The organism is Candidatus Glomeribacter gigasporarum BEG34, from assembly GCF_000227585.1.
GTDB classification, from domain to species: Bacteria; Pseudomonadota; Gammaproteobacteria; order Burkholderiales; family Burkholderiaceae; genus Glomeribacter; species Glomeribacter gigasporarum_B.
The window spans coordinates 1-23,461 of the sequence record NZ_CAFB01000042.1; the positions used below are offsets into that span (position 1 = coordinate 1).

The window sequence follows — 23,461 nt, forward strand, 5'->3', positions numbered from 1 at the left end:
AAGATGCCAAGTCTCCCAAATCAATCCTCATCAACTCAGCTAAACCATCGTCATTCCACACAAAGCGCCGCGCGCCTTGTATGTTTGTGCAGGCGCGCTTCCATTTGATCCTGTTCTCTTCAATTCCTTACTCTATAAATAAGAAATTTGGACTGATCAAGGAGTGGACATGGCGATGACTACAGTGACATCAAAAGGACAAATTACCCTGCCTGCATCAGTTCGGACTAAACTGGGCCTGAAAACAGGCGGCAGAGTAGGGTTTGTAGAACTGAGTCATCATCAGTTTGCGATCGTTGCGGCGCATGAAGACGTGAGAACACTGAGAGGTTTGCTGTGCAAGCCCGCTGTCCCCGTCAGCGTTGAGCAAATGAATGCCGCTATTGCTGCACGGGGCGCGTGTGCAAGGTGCATGGTCCAGGGTGTGATGGGTAGATGGAACGATCTCCGTCCTTGATACAAAAACGCCGTTTATGCGCCGCGGGCGCGTTGCTATGCGCATTCTTGCCGGGCGCGATGGCGCGCGCTGAACGCGCGGATCGGGATCAGCCCATTTATGTACAGGCAGACCGCTGGACTCATGATGATTTAAAACGCATCAGCACACTCTCTGGCCGGGCCATTGTCACGCAGGGGACCACTGTCCTGAAAGGAGATCGCGTTGTCATACGCGAAGACCCGCAAGGATATTATTTTCTGAACAGCACAGCCGGTCGCGGCGCGCGCGCCTACTTCCGCAGCAAGCGGGATCGCGTGGACGAAACGATTGAAGGCGAGGGCGAACGCATCGACTATGACGGCAAGAATGAAATCGCGACGCTTGTCGGGCGCGCGGTGGTGCGCCGCCTCTCAGGCAGCGCCAAAGTGATTGACGAAATCCACGGCCACGTGATTCGCTATGAAGCAAAAAATGATTTTTATACCGCGCAGAGTTCCGCCGACGCTTCCGGCAATCCGTCCGGCCGGGTGCGCGCAATGCTGTCTCCGCGCACAGGCGCGGCTTCATCTAAAGAAGGCGCTGCCGCTCCGCTTGAGATGAGCAATACGCTCGATCAAAAAACCCAGCCATGAATGCCGCAGACCGGTTTAGAGCATTTTTCAGTCGATTTGCCCAAGGAGCGAGCGCGAAGACAGTATGGGGATCGATGCGGGCGGAGCAGGTTCCGTCGCGCGCAGCGCGATGGATGCGACCCCGCAGCGATCCCGAATGCCGAAAACGCAGAAGCGACACAGGGAAAATCACTGAAAAATGCTCTAGCGGCGCGCCGTCTGCGTATCCGGTGTCTGTACGCCAAAGCGCGCTGGCGGCGCGTCATTTGCAAAAACGCTTTGGCGCACGCACGGTCGTTAAGGATATTTCCCTGGAAGTCAAAAGCGGCGAGATTGTCGGACTGCTGGGTCCGAACGGCGCCGGCAAAACCACCTCCTTTTATATGATGGTCGGGCTGATCCCGCTCGATGCCGGCCAGATTACGCTCGACGGCCATCCCGTGAGCATGTTGCCGATTCACCGACGCGCGCGACTTGGACTTTCTTATTTACCCCAGGAAAGCTCTGTCTTCCGGAAGTTATCGGTCGAACAGAATATCCGCGCCGTGCTCGAACTGCAACGCGATGCGCGCGGCGTGCCTTTGCCGGCAAATGCCATTGCAGCGCGCACCCAGGCGTTGATGAACGAATTACAGATTGCGCATTTAAATGAGCACATTGCGCTGTCATTGTCGGGCGGCGAGCGCCGCCGCGTTGAAATTGCGCGCGCGCTGGCGACAAACCCTAAATTCATTCTGCTGGATGAACCTTTTTCCGGGGTTGATCCGATTGCGGTACTGGAAATCCAGAAAATCATCCGCTTTTTGAAGCGGCGCAATATTGGCATTCTAGTGACCGATCACAATGTGCGCGAGACGCTCGGCATTTGCGATCATGCGTATATCGTCAGTGACGGCCGCGTACTCGCGGCGGGCGCACCCTCCGATATCATCGCAAACGAATCCGTGCGCCGCGTTTATTTGGGAGAGCATTTTAAGATGTAGGTTTTAGAGCATTTTTCCGGTTCTACCTTACTTTGCGTGCATCTGCGAGATCACTTCAGATGGAATGGAACACCCGAATGCGTCACACTTCAAAGCCTGCGCATCCATCCATTGACCGCTTAAGGTATTTCAACCGATTGACCTGTCCTTCGACTCTGCCATTGCGATAGGGCCTCTCGAGCGTCACGCGCCCGCCGATGCATGGCAAATCTTCTACCTGACGCCAGTCATGACCATGAACTTGCCCGCTGACCGCATGGCAAACAGTACAACGGGCGCTGGCCTTCTTGCCCCGCAGGCTCACAATCCGCCGACTGCCAACCCGTTGCCAACCTTTGATGAGCATCCCAGGCAATTCAGTCACTGTGCAGACAAGGGTGAACACATAAATTGAACTTCCAGACAAAACCCTGGTAGAACCATTCAGGGCGTCTGTGCATACCAGGCGCTTCACGCCAAGTGAGGAAGAACCATTTTTCGGCGGTTTGCTCGGCGTCACTTCGCCGTTCCGTGTATTCGGGATCGCTGAAAAATGTTCTAAGGGATGATGCTGTGTATTTGTTTCTGAGACATGTTCTAGCTTTGAATCAGCGGCTTGCGCCGTCCAACGCTCATGATCAAACCCACTGCAATCCCAACCGTGACGAGCGCGGTGCCGCCGTAACTCATCAATGGCAAGGGCGCGCCCACAATCGGCAGCAGGCCGCTATTCATCCCGATATTGACAAATACATCACTGAAAAGGGTGAGTATTAACGAACCGGCCAACAGGCGGCCAAATAAAGTTGCGCCTCTGGCCGCAACCTGCAGCCCCCGCACAATCAGACAGAAATATAAAGCAAGCAGCGCCAGGCCGCCGATCAAACCGAATTCTTCCGCATATACAGAGAAAATAAAATCGGTGTGTTTTTCAGGAATAAATTCCAGATGCGTTTGCGTGCCCTTGAGCCAGCCCTTGCCGTGCAGGCCGCCTGAGCCAATCGCAATGGTCGCCTGGAGGGTATGAAATCCCTTGCCGAGCGGGTCGGCGCCTGGGTTGAGCAATGTGCAGACGCGATGTTTCTGGTAATCATGCAGCAACGGCCATTGCACGTCTGGTTGACAAATTTTGGTCTCGAATGTGATTAAAGCGCCCACCGCCAACGCAAAGGCAAGAAAAACCGGCACAATCCATCGGAAGCTCAAACCCGCCAAATAACTGACAAAAAAGCCGGATGAGAACACCAGGATTGCCGTACCCAGGTCTGGCTGCCTGGCAATCAGGCCGACAGGCGCCATCAGGAGCAGCAGCGCAATCAGATGATCGTGCGTCCGGATAAGGCCGGCGCGTTGATGGTAATACCAGGCCAGCATCATCGGGACCGCGATTTTCATGATTTCAGACGGTTGGATGACGACTCCGACATGGAGCCACCGTTTGGCGCCTTTGCGCGCGAGTCCAAACATGGCCACTGCAATGAGCAACGCAACGCCAATTGTATAGAGCGGCGCTGCGCAACGCATCAGCGTCTGCGGCGGAACAGATGCGATGGCCCATATCAACGTAAAGACGAGCGCGGCATTGCGAATTTGATCTTGAAATCGCCCCGGCGTATCGAAGCTGGCGCTATACACACTGAGCAGACCGATGCCCGTCAATAAAAAGACCATCCATACGAGCGGTTTGTCCAGCACAGAAACAAGGCATCCAAGCCGGCGCACTCCGTCCTTAAAGCTAAAACGCATTTTCGCTTTTGCCCTGGGCTTTCATGCCAGTCTCCGTGATTCGCGAGATTTGCTGCGCTGCAACGGAGGCCAGAAATTCCGCCGCGCGGCCCCGCCGCGGGATTTCGATGTCCGGCGCCAGTTCAAGCAGCGGCGCAAGCGCGAACGCGCGTTCAGTCAAACGCGGATGCGGAACGGTCAAGTCCGCTTCATCGATGCACGCATCGCCATACAGCAGAAGGTCGATATCGAGCGTGCGCGGCGCGTTTGGATAAGGCCGCGTGCGTCCGAACTGCGTTTCGATGTTCGCAGTCGTTCTGAGCAATACACGCGGCTCAAGAGAAGTTTCAACGCAGACCACGCAGTTGGCGTATGGCGGGCCGTCCGCCTGAACGGGCGCGCTGCGATAGAAACCGGATCGGGCGCGCACGGCAATGCCCGTCCGTTGCGCAAGGGACGCGATGGCATGCTGCATCGTTTGCAGCGTCTCGCCGAGATTGGCGCCCAGGCCAAGGTAGGCAATCGTCATCGCTCCTCGCCCGTTCCGTCCATTGGCGCGGATTCAGTCGAATCCGTCGGCGCAGCCTTTCCTTTTTTCCGCCGCCCCCCTTTTTTCTGCGCATTCTGGGACGGCGCGCATTGCGCTAGCAACGCCTCCCGCTGCGCCGGATTCCCTTGCGCAAACGCCGCCCACCAGGCGCCCAGCGCGCCGTCGAGTTCGCCGGATTCGCACCGCAGTTGCAAAAAATCATAGGCCGCCCTGAAACGCGCATGCTCGATGAGCTTGAACGCACCGCGGCCGCGTTTCTCAAGGCGCGGCTGCAATCCCCAGATTTCCTTCATATCTGCGCTCGTGCGGCGCTGGATCGCCAGTGATTTCATTTGCAACTGGAGCGTCTCATCCATTGCGCGATAGAGCGCTGGAATGGGGTATTCGCCTGCCGCCTGCCCGCGCTGCCAATGGATACACACCTCATGCCATAAAAGCGCCGCAAATAAAAAACCTGGCGAGACCGGTTGATCCGCGCGCACGCGCGCGTCGGCGTTGCGTAACGCGCGCTGGATCAATTCCGCCGCTTGCGCGTTTTCAAGCGCCGCATCCAGCAGCGGCAGGACGCAGCGGTGCAAGCCTTCAGCGTGCAAACGCTGCACGCCTTCAAAGGCATGGCCGCACAGCAGCAGTTTAAGCGCCTCATCGAATAGCCGCGCCGGCGGCACGCTGTTCAGCAGCGCGGCCATCGTTCGAATCGGCGCGCGCGTCCGTTCGTCAATTTCAAAACCGAGTTTTGCCGCGAAGCGCACCACGCGCAGCATTCGCACCGGGTCCTCACGGTAGCGCGCGGCCGGGTCTCCGATCATTCTCAACCGCCGCGCACGCACATCCGCGATGCCGTTGTGATAATCCAGCACCGTTTGCGCCGCCGGGTTGTAATACATCGCGTTGACGGTGAAATCGCGGCGCGCGGCGTCCTCATGTTGCTCGCCCCACACGTTATCGCGCACCACGCGCCCGCTTGCATCAACCGCATGCAGAGGATGCGCTGAATCGCGCCCTCTTCTCCAAGCGCGTTTGCCCTCCTGAGACATGCGCGCCGGCGCGCCCGAACTGCCGCGGAAAGTCGTCACTTCGATGATTTCCCGCCCAAACAGTACATGGACGATTTGAAAACGCCGCCCGATCAGACGCGCGCGCCGGAACAGTTTCCGCACCTGCGCGGGCGTTGCGTCTGTGGCCACATCAAAGTCCTTCGGAGTCAACCCAAGCAGCAAATCGCGCACCGCGCCGCCGACGATAAAAGCGCGATAACCGGCACGCGTGAGCGTCTCGGTCACCTGAGCCGCATGACGTGAAACCCGCGCCGGATCGATCTGATGTGCTTGAACTGGAATGACGACGGAGGCAGGGATTGGCTGGGACGGTGATGAACCTGAGAACATACGATGTATGCTGAGTATGGCCGCCTTGATGTGACTGGATAATTTACGGATCAAAAGGGTCATTCGTTATTCTTCAATGGATCGCCTGCAAAACGCGTTATGAATCTTTCGCTATGTGGTGAGGTCGCCAAACTGTTGTGCAAGAGACTCTATTTCTTGCTGTCCGGCCCATTTTTTTAAAAAGGAGTGTTTAATCTTTTCTTTAATCTCTTTTCTGCGTGTTGCGTCATTTGCTACAGGCAGCTTCAATTCTTTCCATCGATCTCCAATCGTCGGTAACGTTGTATCAGTCAGCACTTTGCTATTAATCTGTTTTTGGGTCAGCGTATGAGAAAGTAAATACAAACTTCCACGGCGCACAAACAATACGTCCCCTTCTTTTAAATCAGAACCATTACCCTTGACTCTTTGATATTCAAAAGCAGGAATAAAGGCAGTCGGATTTTTGTATATTGACCAGTTCATAATATCCGCCACGCGCACGTAGGGTATATCTCCCAGTCCTTTAAATCTTGCTTCTGGAGAACCGTGCCCTGCAAAGGATTGAATAATGCCCTCATCCAGCAGTTTTTGGATGCTCACCAGCTGAAAATGTTCTTTTTTCGCCCTCTCCTCAATCTGGACACTATATTTTTTCCAGTAGTAGCGGGGAACATAAACAGAGCCCTTTATATTCCGTGTAGGAACGCGAAATACATAATGGTTATCTGGATGCGAAGGGGCTTTCAGTTCTTCCATGATGTCGATACTGTTATCCCAGATTTCTTCTGTGAAATGCTTTTTGTTCTCGTCATACCGATATAACGGTTTTCCGTTATGGTCGTGCCCGATCCCTTCGCATACCCCCATCGTAATGAATTCCTGTTGTAACTTGCCTTCTGTCCTGAGCATTTGTAAGCATCTTTCGATAAAAAGCACTTGGGGTTCCGTTTTTTTGATCTCATCCGTTTTATGCCAAACGCCCTCTATTTCCTTCCACTTGTAACCCAGTTCAAACTGCCCTGAATCCGCTTCGAGCACTTTAATCTTGCTGCCAAAGGGTGGGTTTGTCAGGATACAATCGAACTTTCGGATTGTATGGGTCGCTTCATCCTGAACAAAAAGCATTTTGGCGCGCGGATTGTATTCGCAAGGCTCGTGCAAGGTATTTTCCTGTACGACTTTGCTTTTTCCATCTCCAATAATGGACATATAAGCCTTGGTAATTTTGACAAGATCAATTTCTTTATCTATCCCGTAAAAGGATCGCTCCGCCATCTTTCTCTGTTCTCTGCGCAGGGTCTCCTCTGACAACCCCTTCCATTGCCTGTCCTGCTGCATGGACTTCCAGATATGCTCCACCGCATAAATCAGAAATCCGCCGCTCCCGCAAGCCGGATCGCAAACGGTTTGTCTGGGTTTCGGATCAACCACCCGAACGGCCATCTTGACCACCTCGCGGGGCGTAAAAAATTCTCCTTTTTCCCCGACCAGTTTACTTTCTGCAAAAACCTCAAAAGCATCTCCTATGACGTCTTTGTTCGACTTTAATAAGCTATATCTATCCAATTGACCCACCACATAGGCGATAGACCGATCATCCAGTTTGATCTCTTCATTTGCGTCAAAAACCCCTTCTTCAGAGAAATCGTCCCTGACTTTCTTAAAGAGCGCTCTGATCCTTTCTGCAACCTGTTCAGGCTTTTCATCAAAACCCACACGGAAGGCGGGTAGTACATTGGGATCGTAACTTTCATCCCATATTTTGCAAAAAAGGAGGCGGATCATCTCCGTGCCCAGCTTTTCTCTGCGACTGATATTGGTATTCGCGTAGAGCGTATTGAGGAGCCTTTTAAAAATGATTTTGAGCTTGTTGGAGGGTTGTAGATGTTCCTTCGAAATGCGGCCGATATCTTTAAAAGACTCGCCCCGCTTGGGGATTTGAAATATAAAATCCCTTTGAATGCGTCCTGTTTCAGCATCCCGATAGAGATACTCAATTTCATTGCCATTCGTCCAGACGCCCCACTGGCAGGACGTGGCGGACATATCGCTGGCTAATTGCTTGATGCCTTCTTTCCGACTGGGCCGTTTTGTTTCGACGATGCCAAGAATATCCTGATGTTGAGCCCGCCGATTCGTGTTTATCGTGTGATAAACCACAAGGTCTGCTTTCTCGGTTTTGTTTTTTCTATTTCCCGCCTCTCCGTGCTGAATGCTGACTTCAATGTCCATTTGCGCGTAATCGTAGCCGTAGTCGTCATGTAATTCCTTTTCATAGAGTTGCCGTATCGCTTCTTCTGGTTTTCGCGCGTCCACAGGTTTGCCCGTGGCGACATCTCTAATCCATCCATCTTTGAGAGGGGGATTCTGCATGATATGGAAGCCGCTCAAATCCAGCCTCAAGAAAGTATGAGACGCTTGTTTTTAACTGGATGTTCCTCGCGCCATGCGCGTACCAGCGGCAATGTCACCGCGCGCTGATGTTCAAGAGAAAAACGGTCGAGCGCGTCAAGCAACGCCATCAGCGCCGGCAGCTCGCGTTTGAAATGCGTTAACAGGTAAGCGGACACATCCGCAGAGAGCGCCAGTCCGCGCGCGCGCGCGGCGCGCGCCAACGCTTCGCGCTTATGCGCATCGTCCAATGGCGCAAGCTGGAAGACCAGGCCCCAGCCGAGCCGGCTGCGCAAATCTTCGCGCAGCGCCAGCGCGCGCGGCGGCGCATTGCCCGCTGCAACCAGAGCGCAGCGCGGATGCGCGCGCACTTCATTAAAGAGCGTAAATGTATCGCTCTGTTGCGCCGCGGACAATGCATCGCAATCATCCAGCGCGTAAATGGCCACTGCGGCATCGAATTCAAAAGCGGCGCGCGGACTGTGCGGTCCAAGCAAACGGGCGCGCGCCGCGCCTGCGTCCGCGCACAACGCATGGAGTAGATGGCTGCGTCCGCTGCCGGCCGCGCCCCATAAATAGAACAGGCGTTCTGGCGCGCCTCCAGTCATCAGAGCATCACTTAACGTAGAGAGCTGCGAGACCAGCTCGGCATTCGCGCCCGCCACAAACTGGTCGAAGCGCGCGGCGGGCGGCGCGCCAAAATCGAGAAGCAGTTGACGGGGCGCGGATCGAAAATGGTCCATTAAAGCATTTTTCAGCGGCTTGCCCTGCGCAATGATGCGCTCGCCGTATGGTCCCGCTGCGGGGTCGCCTCCATCGCTTCGCGATGAAGACCTGCTCCGCCCGCATCGCTCCCCGTACTGTCTTCTCGCTTGTGCCTTGTGCAATCGCATTGAAAAATGCCCTAATATTGATAAAAGGCGCTCGCTAAATATCTGCGTTTCAATTCGCGCAGCGCTGTCGCCACAATCGCAGCGGCGGGCAATGCAAGCAGCACGCCGAAAAAGCCGAACCACTGGCCGAAAGCGAGCAACGCAAAAATCACCGCCAGCGGATGCAGGCCAATGCGCTCACCGACCAGATACGGTGTCAGGAAGTAACTTTCGAGCAACTGCCCGATGCCATAAATGACTGCGACGGCACCGAATCCATACCAATCGCTGAATTGCAGCAGCGCAGCCGTTAACGCCAGCGTCAGTCCAATAAAATAGCCCAGATAGGGAATCAGCACCGCAAGACCCGTAAAGATGCCGACGGGTAATGCAATATTTAAACCGGCAATCGACAGGCACACGGTGTAATACACCGCGAGCACCGCGATTACCAGCCATTGTCCGCGCAGATATTGCGCCAGCATTTGATCCATTTCCCGCGCCAGACGAACGGTGGCCTCCAGCCAGCGGCGCGGCACCGCCAAGCGCAGATGCGCAACGATCCGGTGCCATTCGACCAGCAAGTAATACAACACAAGCGGCCCCAGCACGAGATTACTGAGTGCGCTCATCATTGCGTTGCCGCTCGCGCGCAACGACTGCCAGGCGGCTGAGAGCAACGTATTTGCACTGCTCGCAAACTGACGGGTCGCGAAATCTTTAAGCCCTGAAAAATCAGGATTTAAATCAATCCCGAACCGTGCGGCATGCGCGGATAGAATTTGATGCATATTTGAAAGCAGAACCGGAATTTTCTGTTGCAGCGCGGGACCTTCCTTCTGAACGATGATTAACAGCAAAATACCCAGAAAAATGATCAAGAAGGCAAGTAACAGCAGCATCAGAGCAGCGGCAATGCCGCGAGGCACTTTATGACGCGCCAGGAATGCAACGCCGGGATGCAAAATATACGCAAAAATGCCCGCCGTCAGAAACGATGTCAGAACCGGCCTGAGCAGCCACAATAGGGTCCCTAACACACACGCGACAACGAGCCAGACAAACGTCTGTCGTTGATAAGGAGTCAAGAACGGGCGCGGCGGGTTCATCGGTAAGAGGTTTAAAATGCGTTATTTTATTCAGAATTAGCCCGCATACTTCACAGTGTATGTCAGAGCCTGTTCACGGTTCTTTCTGCGCGCCCGTGATCCTGCGTCGGGCGGCGCTTATTTGCCCGTGAGAACTTTGTCTAGGAGACCACTCTGTCCGGCAACCGAGAACTGACACTGACCCACTGCGCGCCCCTGTCCTATCTGGACGCGGGCGTCGATATCGATGCCGGCAACGCGCTGATCAAACGGATTCAACCCCTTGCGCGCCGCACGCGGCGCGATGGGGTGCTTAAAGGCATTGGCGGCTTCGGCGCGCTTTTTGAAGTACCCAGGAAATACCGCGAGCCGGTGCTGGTGTCGGGTGCGGACGGGGTAGGAACCAAGCTTAAACTGGCGGCGCAACTGGGACGGCACGCCGCGATTGGACAGGATTTAGTCGCGATGTGTGTCAACGATATTTTGACGCTCGGCGCAGAGCCGCTGTTCTTCCTCGACTATTTTGCGTGCGGAAAGCTCGATGTCGAGGTGGCGGCGACCGTCATCAACGGAATTGCAGCCGGTTGCGAACAGGCCGGTTGTGCGCTGATTGGCGGAGAAACGGCGGAAATGCCGGGCATGTATCCTGGCGGCGAATATGATCTCGCTGGCTTTGCGGTCGGCGTTGTTGAAAAAAAAGCCATCATTGACGGACGTTCGATGACAGCAGGCGATATTGTGATTGGACTTGCGTCGAGCGGCATTCATTCAAATGGCTACTCTTTGGTGCGCCGGATGATCGAGCGCGCGCGGCCCGATCTGAACGCAGAGCTAGATGGCCGCTCGCTGGCCGATGCGCTCATGGCGCCGACGCGCATTTATGTAAAACCAATCCGCGCGCTGCTTGAGCGCGCTCCCATTAAAGGCATTGCGCACATTACTGGCGGCGGATTGATCGAAAATATTCCGCGCGCGCTTCCTGAATCCCTGTGCGCCGAACTGGATGCCTGTGCCTGGCCGCGTCCGCCCGTGTTTGAATGGCTGCGCGAACACGGGCAGTTGGCGGAGACGGATATGCAGCGCGTTTTCAATTGCGGCATCGGCATGGCGCTGGTGGTTGACGCTGGCATCGCCGATGCCGCGCTGACGCAGCTTCTGGACGCGGGCGAGGCGGCCTGGCGCATAGGCAGCATTCGCGCGCGTCAGGCGCATGAACCGCAGGTTGTGGTGCGCGCCTCATCACACAATGAGGCGCGCAAGTGTCATATATAGCCAAGCGTATTTAATTTGATTACAGCGTCATCGCCGCTTGCCGTATTTATATACTGTCTTCGCGGCTGCTTCCTTGTACTCAAACTAAATGCACTTGGCTATAGCACTCTGGATATTTATTTTTGCGCTTCTTCAACGTTTTTCTCACCGGGGAGAGAATACTCAAGCTCGGCTTCCACGCCCTGAGCAACGCGGCGGATGCGCTTGATGCGGCAGTTTGCGGCGTCGCCGCGCGATGAGGAGAGCGGAACGCCATCGCCAAATGGCGGTTTCTCACCGGGATGTTGCTTTGTATATGCTTGATTCAGCGCTTCCGCCTGACGATCCAGTGTCAGCAACGCGGGGCTTCTGTGTTTCTCATAAGCGGCCGATGCTGAATCACAGAACTGCTGGATGATCTCTTTCGGTGTCGTCTGCGCCGATTGCGCCTGAACGCTGCCGAATGGAAACGCGCTCAAAAAGACGCCCCCCAGGCGCGCCCTGTCATCATCTTCCTGTTCCAGCGGATTCTAGGGCCTGTTTTCATTGAGAACAGGCCCTAGACATTGCTTTCCTCCTTTGGGTAGATATCATTGCGTTCTGAACACGCTCGCTTTCCAAACACGGCGATCTTGCTGATCAACCTCGGTTCGCCCGAGGCGCCGCAGCCGCGCGCGGTGCGGCGCTACTTGCGCGCGTTTCTTTCCGATCCGCGCGTGCTTGAATGTTCAAACCCAATCAGTCGCGCATTGCTGCGACGGGCGATTGTACCGCTGCTCGCGAGCCTGCGCGCGCGCGCCTCAAGCGCTCGATATGCATCGATCTGGATGGCGGAAGGCGCGCCGCTGCGCGTCTATAGCGCGCGCCAGGCAGCCGCGCTCGCGGCGCGTCTTGCGCGCGACGGCCCGCGCGCGCGGGTTGAGTGCGCGATGCGCTATGGCGCGCCGAGTATCCGCGCCAGGCTCCAGCAATTGCAGCGCGAGGGCATTGAACGGGTGTTGTTGCTGCCAATGTATCCGCAGTATTCAGCGGCGGCGACGGCCTCCGCATTCGATGCGACATTCGATGCGTGCAAATACATGCGTGATTTGCCAGAAATTCGCACGATCCGGCATTACGCCGATTTTCCGCCGTATATCGCCGCGTGCGCGCAGAGAATTCGCGGTGACTGGTCGATGCACAGCCGGCCCGATTTTGCAGCGGGCGATAAGCTGTTGCTCAGTTTTCACGGCTTGCCTCAGGCAATGATCGAACGCGGCGACCCTTATGAAACGCACTGCCGGCGCACCGCGGCATTGCTTGCGCAGGCGCTGGATTTATCCGAAGCGCATTGGCAGATCGGTTTTCAGTCGCGCTTTGGCCTGGCACGCTGGCTGCAGCCGACAACCGCCGCGTTGCTTGAGCGGCTTGGCACGGCAAAAACGCGGCGCGTCGATGTGTTCTGTCCCGGCTTTACCGCCGACTGTCTGGAAACGCTGGAAGAACTCGATATCCGCGCGCGCGCCGTTTTCCTGCGCGCCGGTGGCGGCGCATACCACCGCATCGCCTGCGTGAATGACTCCGCTCCGTTGATCGATGCGCTGGCGGCGCTCGCCGCGCAACATCTGCGCAGATAAGAACCTGTTCACGATCTGTCACGAGCGCCGGTCAGCCAAGGAGGACGGAGCACAGGAACCGGAGCATATTTGATATATGTGAGGATTCCGAGCACCGCCCGACGCAGGCTCACGGGCGCGCAGTAAGATCGTGAACAGGTTCTAAGAGATGATGCGCCTCTCTTGAAATGAATATTTGAGTCCCCACCTGCTAGCAACTTGCTATTTGTAGTGATAGGAGTTTCGCACTTTCATGAATCAACCCAATAGAGTGGAAGACAGCGCGCCGCATCCGGCGGCCTCGTCCGAGGAAGAAAAACCGGGCGCGCCGCCGGATACACAGCATGCGGCGGATGCCCTGGCGGCGGCGCAACTGAAAATCGCCGAGCTGGAAGAGCAGTTTTTGCGCGCGAAGGCCGACACCGAAAACACGCGCCGGCGCGCGCAGGAAGACCTGGAAAAAGCGTATAAATTTGCAATCGAACGCTTCGCTGAAGAGCTGTTGCCTGTGATCGACAGTCTCGAAGCGGCTGCCGCGGATACATCGGGCGAGCTGGGTAAATTACGCGAAGGCGTTGCACTCACGCTGCGGCAGTTGAACGCGGCCTTTGACCGCGCTCGCGTGTGCGTGATTCATCCAGCGGGCGAAAAATTTGACCCGCACCGGCATCAGGCGATTTCAACCGTGCCGGCTGACCAAGCGCCAAACACGGTCGTCAGCGTGCTGCAGAAAGGCTATCTGATTGAGAATCGCGTGCTGCGTCCGGCGCTGGTGACCGTCTGTCAGCCAGAAAGTGCGGGGCCGCCAGCACATCACGATGAATGAGCGCTTATTCACGACAGAACGGAGACTTGGAGATGAACAAATGGGAAAAATGATAGGCATCGACCTGGGGACGACCAATTCCTGCGTGGCCGTGATGGAAGGCAAACAGGTCAAAGTGATTGAGAACGCGGAAGGCGGACGCACCACGCCGTCGATCATCGCCTATATGGACGATAACGAAATTTTGGTCGGCATTCCGGCGAAGCGGCAGGCGGTCACCAATCCGGCCAACACTTTATTTGCCGTGAAGCGCTTGATTGGCCGCCGTTTCAGCGAAAAGGAAGTTCAGAAAGACATCGGCTTGATGCCGTACAAAATCGTTCAGGCGGACAACGGCGACGCTTGGATTGAAGTGCGTGATCAAAAGCTCGCGCCGCCTCAGATTTCCGCCGAAGTGCTGCGCAAGATGAAAAAAACCGCCGAGGATTATCTCGGCGAGACGGTGAGCGAAGCGGTGATTACGGTGCCCGCATACTTCAACGATTCGCAACGCCAGGCGACTAAGGATGCCGGCCGTATCGCCGGTCTGGATGTGAAGCGGATCATCAATGAGCCGACCGCCGCCGCGCTCGCGTTCGGTCTGGATAAAACCGACAAGCGCGACCGCAAAATCGCCGTCTATGACCTCGGCGGCGGCACGTTTGACATCTCGATCATTGAAATCGCCGATGTTGACGGCGAGAAGCAATTTGAAGTGCTATCGACCAACGGCGATACCTTCCTCGGCGGCGAAGACTTCGACCAGCGCATCATCGATTACATCATCGGCGAGTTCAAAAAAGAGCAGGGCGTTGATCTGTCGAAGGATGTGCTTGCGCTGCAGCGGCTGAAAGAGTCAGCGGAAAAAGCCAAGATCGAACTGTCGAGCGCGCCGCAAACCGAAATCAATCTGCCCTATATCACCGCAGACGCGAGCGGGCCGAAGCATCTGAATCTGAAAATTACGCGCGCCAAACTGGAGGCTCTGGTTGAAGAATTGATTGCGCGCACGATTGAACCGTGCCGCACGGCGATCAAAGACGCCGGCGTCAAGGTCAGCGAAATCGACGATGTGATTCTGGTTGGCGGTATGACGCGCATGCCAAAGGTGCAGGACGCGGTCAAGGAGTTCTTTGGTCGCGACCCGCGCCGCGATGTGAATCCGGACGAAGCGGTTGCGGTCGGCGCGGCAATTCAGGGCCAGGTGCTGTCCGGCGAGCGCAGCGATGTGCTGCTGCTCGACGTGACGCCGTTATCGCTGGGCATCGAGACGCTGGGCGGTGTGATGACCAAGATGATCAGCAAAAACACGACGATCCCGACCAAGCATGCGCAAGTCTTCTCGACCGCCGACGACAACCAGCCCGCAGTCACCATCAAAGTCTTCCAGGGCGAGCGTGAAATGGCCGCAGGTAACAAACTGCTCGGCGAATTCAATCTGGAAGGCATCGCGCCCGCGCCGCGCGGCGGGCCGCAGATTGAAGTGACTTTCGATATCGACGCGAACGGTATTTTGCATGTGTCGGCGAAAGACAAAGCGACCGGCAAGGAAAACAAAATCACTATCAAGGCCAATTCGGGCTTGAGCGAAGCTGAAATTGAGCGGATGGTCAAAGACGCCGAGGCAAACGCCGCCGAGGACCATAAGCAGCGCGAACGGGTCGAAGCGCGCAATCAGGGCGAGGCCTTGCTGCACAGTACGAAAAAATCGCTGGCGGAATATGGCGGTAAGCTGGAGGCGGGCGAGAAAACGGCGGTCGAGGAAGCGATCAAGGCGCTTGAAGCGACGCTGAACGACCACGCCGCCGACAAGGCCGAAATCGACGCGAAAGCGCAGGCGCTCTCGCAGGCGGCGCAGAAGATCGGCGAGAAAATGATGGCCGACCTACAGGCCAAGCAGGCGGCGGGCGAGCCGGAAAAGGAGCAAGATGAAAAAAAACAGCCGGATGAAGTGGTTGATGCCGAGTTCAAGGATGTAAAAAAAGAAAACTGAGATGGCGGAACGGGATTTTTATCAAGCGCTGGGGGTCGCCAAAAACGCGAGCGATGAGGAAATCAAAAAAGCGTATCGCAAGCTCGCGATGAAGTATCACCCCGACCGCAATCCGGACAATAAAGAGGCCGAGGCGCGTTTCAAGGAAGTCAAGCACGCGTATGAAATGCTCTCCGATCCGCAAAAACGCGCCGCATACGATCAATACGGTCACGCCGGCGTCGATCCGAATATGGCGGGCATGGGCGGTGCGGGCGCGCAAAGCTTTGGCGGCTTCGCGGAAGCGTTCGGCGATATCTTTGGCGATATCTTTGGCGGCGCGGAAGGCCGCGGGCGCGCGGGCCCGGCAGGGGCGCAACGCGGCGCGGATTTGCGCACCACGCTCGATATTACGCTGGAGCAGGCGGCGCATGGCGATGAGGCCAAATTGCGCGTGCCGGGCTGGTCGAACTGTGTGAATTGTCATGGCTCAGGCGCAGCGCCCGGAACGAAGCCGCAAACCTGTCCGGGTTGCGGCGGCAGCGGCGTGGTGCGGATGGCGCAGGGCTTTTTCAGCATTCAGCAAACCTGTCCTCAATGTCATGGCAGCGGACGCTATATCGCCACGCCGTGTGCGCAATGTCATGGCGTTGGCAAAGTCAAGCAGATTAAAACGCTGGCGGTCAATATTCCGGCGGGAATCGATGACGGCATGCGGATTCGTTCAAACGGCAATGGCGAGCCGGGCATCGGCGGCGGACCGCCGGGCGATTTATACGTTGAAATCCATTTAAAACGGCATCCGGTCTTTGAGCGCGATGGCGATGATCTGCATTGCCAGATTCCGATTGCATTCACCGTTGCTGCGCTCGGCGGCGAGATCGAAGTGCCAACGCTCGCTGGCCGTGCCCGCTTTACCGTGCCGGAAGGCACCCAGCCCGGCAAGACGTTCCGGCTGCGCGGCAAAGGGATCAAGGGTCTGCGCACCAGCGTGCCGGGTGATCTGTACGCGCATATCCAGGTCGAAACGCCGGTCAAACTGACTGAGCATCAGCGCAATCTGCTCAAGCAATTTGAACAGTCCCTGACCGAAGGCGGCGCTCGCCATAGTCCGCAAAGCAAAAGCTGGTTCGACCGCGTCAAACGGTTTTTTGAATGAGCCATCGATTAGAAACAATCAATGCTGCGCCCAATAGTGTGATACTCGCTATCGCAAACAGCCCTGCCTGAAAGCTGCCGGTAGCCGCTTTGCTCCAGCCCATCACGGTGGGACCAGCGAAACTGCCGAGCATACCAGCGCTGCCGAGGAAAGCTATCCCGCCGGCTGTTGCATGCCCTTTCAAATCATCCGAGCATAAGGCCGTCAATACGTTGCTGGCTGCGGACGTAAACGCCAATGTGCACGTCATGCTGAAGAGCAGCACGATCAGATGGTCTGTTGTCCAGGCTGCCAAATACATTGCGGCTGCGCCTATCAGGGTGGAACACGCGCTATGCCAGCGGCGCTCACCCATTCGGTCGGAACAAGCGCCGAGCGCAATTTTCATTGTGAATGACAGCAGCGGCGGAAAGACGGACAGCGCGCCAATCGACATCAACCCGGTTGTGCCCGCTTCCCTGAGCAGGGTGGGCAACCACAACATCACGGTATACGCAGCACACATCAAACAAAAATAACTGAATCCGGTTTTATACAGAGACACGGGCAAATTTTTAAGCACCTGCAACAAAGAGGTGGGTTCCAGAACTTGAGAACGTGGTCCAAGCTGCGCAATCAGCACTGACTTTTCGCCGGCGGACAACCAGGACGCAGACGCAGGGGCGTCGTCGAGCTTTAAAAAGATCAGGATGCCTAAGCCAAAGCACAGCAGAGCTTGCAGTAGAAATAGCCATTTCCAGCCTGCCAGGCCCGCGGCGCCCGCCAGGCGGGTCATGATCCAGGCGGATAATGGGCCGCTGATGATTCCCGCAATACTGGGCGCGCAGGAAAATAACGCGAGCGTCCGCCCCATTCTGGAAGGGGGCAGCCAGCGGCTAAAGTAGGCCATTGCACCCGAAGTGCAGCCTGCTTCGAAAATACCGAACAGAAAACGCAGCAGTGCAAAGGCGTATGCTCCGGATATCCAAAGCAGTGCGATTGAACCCAAACCATATAACGCCATCGCCCGGCTGAGGGTGCGGCGTAAGCCAATTCGGATCGACCGCAGGCTGCTGGGTATATCAAAGAGCATATTAGCAATAAAGAAGAGGCTTGCCCCCAATCCGTAAGCAGCATCACTTATCCCAATATCATGCTGCATCTGAAGTTTTGCGAAGCTGATATTGCTGATATCCAGCGCGCAGACGAAATACATTAGGGTTGGCAACAGCAGAATATGCCAACTGACTTTCCGATAGAGCGCGCGTGTTACGTCCGTTGCGGTTATTGCCGCGGGCATGGAATCTCCCGGACAGAGATGATTTGATCAGACAAAGGTGAGTCAGCCTGCCTCTAAGAACCTGTTCACGATCTGTAGCGAGCGCCTGGAAGCCTTGGAGGGCCCGCCGGAACGCTGCCCGAGGGACCCGCGAAGCGGGATCGGTTTGTTGCGGCGGGCCACAAGCCGCGCGGCAACCCGGCGGGCAGTGCGCCGCTCCGGGGTCGCCTCCATCGCAAAGCGAGGCAGACCTGCTCCGCCCTGCGCGGCGCAGCGCAGGAACCGGAGCATATTTGATATATGTGAGGATTCCGAGCACCGCCCGACACAGGCTCACGGGCGCGCAGTAAGATCGTGAACAGGTTCTGACGTTGGCGGCTGCATTCTGGACTGCAGGATGGAGAACTGATTTCGAGAGAGTGGCCCAGAACCACGTCCCGCGCCGACAAAGAACATCGCCGATTCGCGTTCAGTATCCAGGCGCAGCAGCGGATTGACCTCTGCATCAATGAAATGTCCGGCAGGCCAGGACTGGACATTTTGCGCCGCGCATATAAGCTGGAAGGTCTGAATTAGGCAACCGATATCGAGCAGTGCGACCCGATACGCTCTGGAATGCGGGTACTTCCACCACAGCTTATGGAATCTGGAGACGATAAAAATGCCATACGCCAGATCATTAGCGAAGTTTTGCTGGCCCAGCAAAGGGCCTAGCAATGCAGGGTCAAAACTGTCCTGAACGACAGATAATTTGTGTTGGTGTGAGCGGTAATGATAAACGCCCGGCGCTAATCCCCGGATACGCAATGCCACCAGATAGGGTTCGCTGGTTTGCAGTGAACCGCCGGACGGGGATGTTCGCCGATAGCCGATGGGGAGTAGGCCCTGCGTTTCCATATCGTAACGCTTGTCACCATGTACTGCGCCGAACGTTGCCCACAGCGCGGTGGACACTTGCCTGAGCTCAAGCGGCTCCGCATCAAAAGCGCGGCATGTGTTCCGTGCGCGCAGCGCATCCGCCAGCGTGGTTGCACTCAGACGCGCCATATCTGCATCGGGTAATGGAACCGTCTGTCCGGGTAATTCCAGATGCATCGGGGGCGCTTTGTCGGCAATCGCGGCGCAATAATCCACATATTCCTGCGCACCATCCTCAGTGCGTAAAGGCTCGCCGGGTTTTAAATCAATTTGAGTGCCTCGATGAAAAATACGGGACAAACAATCCCATCCCCATTGCTCAGGGTATCGAGCATTGAGAACCCCAGAGGATTGAAGCGTTTGATCGATCTCTGAATCTGTGGGTTCTGCGCCTGAACAGAGCGCAATCAGCCGTTCAAGATGCGGGTCGTCGATTTCAAATTGCGTGTGGTGCGCATAATCCCAGACAATGACTTTTCCGTCCACAATCCTCAGGAAGAGTTCTGGCGTCATTGGCTGGGCAGCGAGTAGAGTGGCAGAAGATTCAATAGATATCAACGCCCGATACAGGAGCGCTGTATCGGGCGCGCTCAGTCAGAAATCAGGCTGGATGTACAGCAAGAATGTTTTCAAACAGTGAGTGAGTTGCTTCGAGATTCACTTGTGTCATCTTGGTCTCCTGAATAAAGTGGAGTACGTACGGGCCGATGCGGCCCAATTCCAATATGAGTTCACTTGTATCGGGACGCAATAGGGTGAAGACCTTATATGAAACCTGCACCACACGCAATCGTTCACACGGCGCCTGTTTTCGTCCTGTTCGACGATTGCAATGCCCGTCCGGATGCGCCTTCCAGCGCAGGCTTTGCCGCGTCCAGAGTTCTCAAAAACCGCTCACTCGACTGATCGCCGACCACGCGCAACCCAGGCATTTCATTGCCTTGGATATCAAAAAAGAGGAGGGCGGGCGGCCCGTAGATGCCAAAGCGTTTCAGCAATGCGCGACTGTCCGCGTTATAAGCCGTCACATCGACCCGCAATCGCGTCCATTGCGCCAGACGCGCCTGCACCCGCGCATCGCTGAAGGTGGTCGATTCCATTTCGCGGCAACTGGCGCACCAGTCGGCGTAAAAATCCAGCAATACAGGTTGTTTGCTGCGCTTTAAGGCGCGCTCGAATTCCTCCACGGTCTGGATGCGCTTGAAGTCCAGAGGGGCGGACTGTTCCTGCGCATTGCCCGCGTGGTTCCCAAATACGCGCAGCGGATAGCGCACATCGCGGGAACCGGCGGCAACGCCCGCCGCCAGCGCGATGGCCCACATCGCGCATAACCCGCCCGCGCTCTGTCCAACCCGTCGCCAGGCGCGCGCGCGCGCAGAGGTTTCCGTTTGAGCATCCGGCTGAAACTCAAATACATGGAGCATAAAGGCTGCGCATATGAGATAGAACGCCGCCAATAGCATCGCAATACGCGGCAAGTGCGGGAAAAGCAGATCAACGGCTGCGATACCAAGCAATAGTCCAAAAGCGCGCTTGACGTCCTCCATCCAGCGGCCCGCGCGCGGCAGCAATGCGCCTGCGCCCGCGCCGACGATCAGCAGCGGCGCGCCCATCCCCAGAGTCATCAGGAACAGCGCAGCGCCGCCGAATGCCACACTGCCGGTTTGCGCGATAAAAGCGAGAATGCCGAACAACGGCGCGCTCATACATGCGCCCACCGCCAGTGCCGAGAGCATGCCCATTCCAAATACGGCCATGATTTTTCCGCCCGACAGCCTCTGCTGAAGCGCGCTGACGCGGCTCAGCCAGCGCTGCGGCAAAGTCAGCTCAAAGCATCCAAACAGGGAGAATGCAAACACGCACAGCAATAATGCAAAAACGCCGACCACCCAGGGATTTTGCAACCACAGGCCAAGGCTGTAGCCGGTCAGCGCGGCCGCAATTCCCAGCGCGGTATACACGGCCGCCATGCCCAATACATAGGTCAGCGACAGGCACAGTCCGCGCCGGCGGTTCAATGCCGCGCCTTCGCCTGCAATAAGCGCGGAAAGGATGGGGATCATCGGCAGCGAACACGGCAACAGACTGAGTGCGATGCCGATGAATACAAAAAGGGGAAGCGCAACGAATCCGCTGCGCTCTTTGAGCAGTGTCTGAATATTGTCCAGGCGATAGAGCCTGGACAGGCCGCTGGCGGGCTCAACCTCAGACTGAACCGCCGTTGAGGCCTGCGGTTTGGGGAGTGCATCCGTCTTGGACTGCAACGCCGCCCTCTGGACCCGAACGCGATGCTCGATAGGCGGATAACAGACGCCTTGCTGAATTTCGCATCCTTGCGAGGTGACGATCAGATCAAAGGGCGCCCTTGCCTGTATCACAGGAAGCAGAACCCTCAGCTTGCCCTGATAAGTCTCGACATTCTTTTGAAAATTGTCGTCAAACTTGATCTGACCCTTTGGCAATACCGGCGCGCCGAGCGTTGCGCTGCCGCGCGCCACGGTAAATGCGAAAGGCTCGCGGTACAGAATATAGCCATCGGCAATGGAAAAATGCAGTTCGACGGCGCCCGCGCGCTCAATGGCGCTAAACCTGAAAGCGAGCTCCGGGGGCAGCGGCGCGCGGATTGCGCGCGCCGCGCTATGGTGCAAAAGCGCGCACAGGATGAGAAGCGGCGGCGCCGCAAGGCGCATGATGGACAGGAAGCCCCGTAAGAACCTGTTCACGATCTTACTGCGCGCCCGTGAGCCTGCGTCGGGCGGTGCTCGGAATCCTCACATATGATGTATATGCTCCGGTTCCTGCGCTGCGCCGCGCAGGGCGGAGCAGGTCTGCCTCGCTTTGCGATGGAGGCGACCCCGGAGCGGCGCACTGCCCGCCGGGTTGCCGCGCGGCTTGTGGCCCGCCTTCACGGCCCGATCCCGCTTCGCGGGTCCCTCGGGCAGCGTTCCGGCGGGCCCTCCTTGGCTGACAGGCGCTCGTCACAGATCGTGAACAGGTTCTAAGCATTGCATTTCAATCTGGAAAGCTGACGGCCAAGAAGTTAGAAGTCATTGATGAAATGACTTCTACAAAGAATAATACATCTCAAACTCGATTGGATGCGTCGTTGCCCTGAGGCGCGTGACTTCCGCCCTCTTCATTTCAATATAGCCGTCAATCAGATCATCATTGAATACGCCGCCGCGCGTCAGAAATTCGCGGTCTTGATCGAGGCAGTCAAGCGCCTGTTCAAGACTGGAGCATACCGTCGCCATCTTGCGATCTTCTTCAGGGGAGAGTGCATACAGGTTTTTGTCTGCTGCTTCGCCTGGATGGATTTTGTTCTGCACCCCATCGAGTCCGGCCATCAATAAGGCGGAGAATGCCAGATATGGGTTGGCCAGCGGGTCCGGAAAGCGCGTTTCAATCCGGCGCGCCTGCGCATTGGATACATAGGGAATCCGGATGGATGCGGAACGGTTGCGCGCTGAGTACGCGAGCTTGACCGGCGCTTCAAAACCGGGCACCAGACGTTTGTATGAATTGGTTGTGGGATTTGTAATCGCATTTAGAGCGCGCGCGTGCCGGATAATGCCGCCGATATAGTGGAGCGCGAACTCTGCAGGCCCGCGTAGCCTTCTCCTGCGAAGAGGTTGCGCCCGTCTTTCCATACCGATTGATGGACGTGCATGCCTGAACCATTATCGCCAACGACTGGCTTGGGCATAAAGGTGGCTGTTTTGCCATAAGAGTGCGCAACGTTATGCACCACATATTTAAAAATCTGCGTCCAGTCGGCGCGCTGCGTTAAAGTAGAAAATTTTGTGCCGACTTCATTTTGACCGCATCCCGCGACCTCATGATGATGCAGTTCGACGGGTACGCCGATCCGTTCCAGAATCAGACCTATTTCGCTGCGCAGCTCCTGAAAGGAATCCACCGGCGCAACCGGAAAATAACCGCCCTTAACGCTGGGACGATGGCCGGTATTTCCCTGTTCAAATTTCTTCCCGGATGACCACGAGGCTTCTTCAGAGTCGATGCGGACAAAAGCGCCGGACATCTCAACGCCCCAGCGCACCGAATCAAAGATAAAGAATTCCGGTTCAGGGCCAAAATACGCGGCATCGCCCAGGCCGCTTTCCTTGAGATACTGTTCCGCGCGCTTTGCCAGAGAACGCGGGTCGCGCGCATAACTCAGGCCGCTACCCGGTTCGACCACGTCGCACCGCAATACAAGCGTGGATTCTTCGTAGAAGGGATCGATATAAGTGGCATTTGCATCCGGTATCAAGGTCATATCGGATTCTTCAATACTTTTCCAGCCGCTGATAGAAGAACCGTCAAAGGTATGCCCATTTCTGAATTTATCCTCATCCAGAGCGGCGGCTGGAAAGGAAAGATGCTGTTCCTTGCCGCGCGTATCGGTGAAACGTAAATCCACAAATTTGATGTTCTCGTCTTTTACAAGCCGAATCATGTCGGCCACGTTTTTATTCATTCCTGCTCCTGTTGT

General features: G+C 56.4%; 20 protein-coding genes and 1 pseudogene. 8 read left to right on the plus strand and 13 right to left on the minus strand.

Annotated elements, in window-relative coordinates; genetic code table 11:
- Positions 1-169 precede the first annotated feature (169 nt).
- From CAGGBEG34_RS04750 to lptB, 3 genes are all read left to right on the plus strand, one after another.
- A complete protein-coding gene (locus tag CAGGBEG34_RS04750; protein ID WP_006682691.1) occupies positions 170-457 on the plus strand; it encodes an AbrB/MazE/SpoVT family DNA-binding domain-containing protein in 288 nt (95 codons plus the stop codon).
- Entirely contained in the window at positions 454-1,071 is a 618-nt protein-coding gene (gene lptA, locus CAGGBEG34_RS04755; RefSeq protein ID WP_006682692.1) for a lipopolysaccharide transport periplasmic protein LptA, read from the plus strand. The genes CAGGBEG34_RS04750 and lptA overlap by 4 nt, the downstream gene beginning before the upstream one ends.
- A gap of 113 nt (positions 1,072-1,184) precedes the next feature.
- Complete coding sequence (lptB, locus tag CAGGBEG34_RS04760; protein WP_081463753.1) at positions 1,185-2,033, plus strand: LPS export ABC transporter ATP-binding protein; 849 nt, start codon at positions 1,185-1,187, stop codon at positions 2,031-2,033.
- 82 nt (positions 2,034-2,115) lie between these two features.
- Here lptB and CAGGBEG34_RS11005 read toward each other — a convergent pair whose 3' ends face one another.
- The 8 genes from CAGGBEG34_RS11005 to CAGGBEG34_RS11670 form a co-directional block, all read right to left on the minus strand.
- The gene (locus CAGGBEG34_RS11005; RefSeq protein ID WP_158641797.1) at positions 2,116-2,532 is read right to left on the minus strand and encodes a hypothetical protein; all 417 of its coding nucleotides are present in this window, start codon (positions 2,530-2,532) and stop codon (positions 2,116-2,118) included.
- 77 nt (positions 2,533-2,609) lie between these two features.
- Positions 2,610-3,758, minus strand: a complete 1,149-nt coding sequence (gene rodA / locus CAGGBEG34_RS04770) for a rod shape-determining protein RodA (RefSeq protein WP_042688143.1) — start codon at positions 3,756-3,758, stop codon at positions 2,610-2,612.
- Complete coding sequence (folK, locus tag CAGGBEG34_RS04775) at positions 3,748-4,266, minus strand: 2-amino-4-hydroxy-6-hydroxymethyldihydropteridine diphosphokinase (protein ID WP_006682695.1); 519 nt, start codon at positions 4,264-4,266, stop codon at positions 3,748-3,750. Before folK ends, rodA begins: the two co-directional genes overlap by 11 nt.
- Positions 4,263-5,738, minus strand: coding sequence for a polynucleotide adenylyltransferase PcnB (gene pcnB / locus CAGGBEG34_RS04780; protein ID WP_006682696.1), 1,476 nt, complete (start codon positions 5,736-5,738; stop codon positions 4,263-4,265). The genes folK and pcnB overlap by 4 nt, the downstream gene beginning before the upstream one ends.
- 48 nt (positions 5,739-5,786) lie before the next feature.
- A complete protein-coding gene (locus tag CAGGBEG34_RS04785; protein WP_042688144.1) occupies positions 5,787-8,030 on the minus strand; it encodes a type I restriction-modification system subunit M in 2,244 nt (747 codons plus the stop codon).
- A 26-nt stretch (positions 8,031-8,056) separates the two neighbouring features.
- Positions 8,057-8,791, minus strand: a complete 735-nt coding sequence (hda, locus tag CAGGBEG34_RS04790; protein WP_006682698.1) for a DnaA regulatory inactivator Hda — start codon at positions 8,789-8,791, stop codon at positions 8,057-8,059.
- A 161-nt stretch (positions 8,792-8,952) separates the two neighbouring features.
- Positions 8,953-10,029, minus strand: a complete 1,077-nt coding sequence (locus CAGGBEG34_RS04795; RefSeq protein ID WP_042688145.1) for an AI-2E family transporter — start codon at positions 10,027-10,029, stop codon at positions 8,953-8,955.
- 117 nt (positions 10,030-10,146) lie between these two features.
- Entirely contained in the window at positions 10,147-10,287 is a 141-nt protein-coding gene (locus tag CAGGBEG34_RS11670) for a hypothetical protein (protein WP_238984978.1), read from the minus strand.
- On the opposite strand from CAGGBEG34_RS11670, the gene purM reads away from it, so the two are divergent.
- Complete coding sequence (gene purM, locus CAGGBEG34_RS04800; RefSeq protein ID WP_238984979.1) at positions 10,225-11,280, plus strand: phosphoribosylformylglycinamidine cyclo-ligase; 1,056 nt, start codon at positions 10,225-10,227, stop codon at positions 11,278-11,280. The two genes, CAGGBEG34_RS11670 and purM, sit on opposite strands and share 63 nt — an antisense overlap.
- Positions 11,281-11,396: 116 nt before the next feature.
- On the opposite strand, the gene CAGGBEG34_RS04805 is transcribed toward purM, so the two are convergent.
- Positions 11,397-11,738, minus strand: a complete 342-nt coding sequence (locus CAGGBEG34_RS04805) for a hypothetical protein (RefSeq protein ID WP_006682701.1) — start codon at positions 11,736-11,738, stop codon at positions 11,397-11,399.
- 114 nt (positions 11,739-11,852) lie between these two features.
- Between CAGGBEG34_RS04805 and hemH the strand changes: the two genes are divergently transcribed.
- The 4 genes from hemH (at position 11,853) to dnaJ (ending at position 16,790) form a co-directional block, all read left to right on the plus strand.
- The gene (gene hemH, locus CAGGBEG34_RS04810; RefSeq protein WP_006682702.1) at positions 11,853-12,875 is read left to right on the plus strand and encodes a ferrochelatase; all 1,023 of its coding nucleotides are present in this window, start codon (positions 11,853-11,855) and stop codon (positions 12,873-12,875) included.
- Between the two features lie 232 nt (positions 12,876-13,107).
- On the plus strand, positions 13,108-13,680 hold the full coding sequence (gene grpE, locus CAGGBEG34_RS04815) for a nucleotide exchange factor GrpE (RefSeq protein WP_081463747.1): 573 nt from the start codon (positions 13,108-13,110) through the stop codon (positions 13,678-13,680).
- A gap of 40 nt (positions 13,681-13,720) precedes the next feature.
- Positions 13,721-15,652: a molecular chaperone DnaK gene (dnaK, locus tag CAGGBEG34_RS04820; RefSeq protein ID WP_006682704.1), complete on the plus strand. Its 1,932-nt coding sequence runs from the start codon at positions 13,721-13,723 to the stop codon at positions 15,650-15,652.
- A 1-nt stretch (position 15,653) separates the two neighbouring features.
- Positions 15,654-16,790: a molecular chaperone DnaJ gene (gene dnaJ, locus CAGGBEG34_RS04825; protein WP_006682705.1), complete on the plus strand. Its 1,137-nt coding sequence runs from the start codon at positions 15,654-15,656 to the stop codon at positions 16,788-16,790.
- On the opposite strand, the gene CAGGBEG34_RS04830 is transcribed toward dnaJ, so the two are convergent.
- From CAGGBEG34_RS04830 to glnA, 4 genes and pseudogenes are all read right to left on the minus strand, one after another.
- Entirely contained in the window at positions 16,771-18,069 is a 1,299-nt protein-coding gene (locus tag CAGGBEG34_RS04830) for an MFS transporter (protein ID WP_006682706.1), read from the minus strand. The genes dnaJ and CAGGBEG34_RS04830 overlap by 20 nt on opposite strands.
- A 312-nt stretch (positions 18,070-18,381) precedes the next feature.
- On the minus strand, positions 18,382-19,479 hold the full coding sequence (locus tag CAGGBEG34_RS04840; protein ID WP_006682707.1) for a SagB/ThcOx family dehydrogenase: 1,098 nt from the start codon (positions 19,477-19,479) through the stop codon (positions 18,382-18,384).
- Between the two features lie 281 nt (positions 19,480-19,760).
- A complete protein-coding gene (dsbD, locus tag CAGGBEG34_RS04845) occupies positions 19,761-21,692 on the minus strand; it encodes a protein-disulfide reductase DsbD (protein WP_420885885.1) in 1,932 nt (643 codons plus the stop codon).
- 339 nt (positions 21,693-22,031) lie between these two features.
- Positions 22,032-23,446 (minus strand): annotated as a pseudogene (gene glnA, locus CAGGBEG34_RS04850) (type I glutamate--ammonia ligase).
- Positions 23,447-23,461 lie beyond the last annotated feature (15 nt).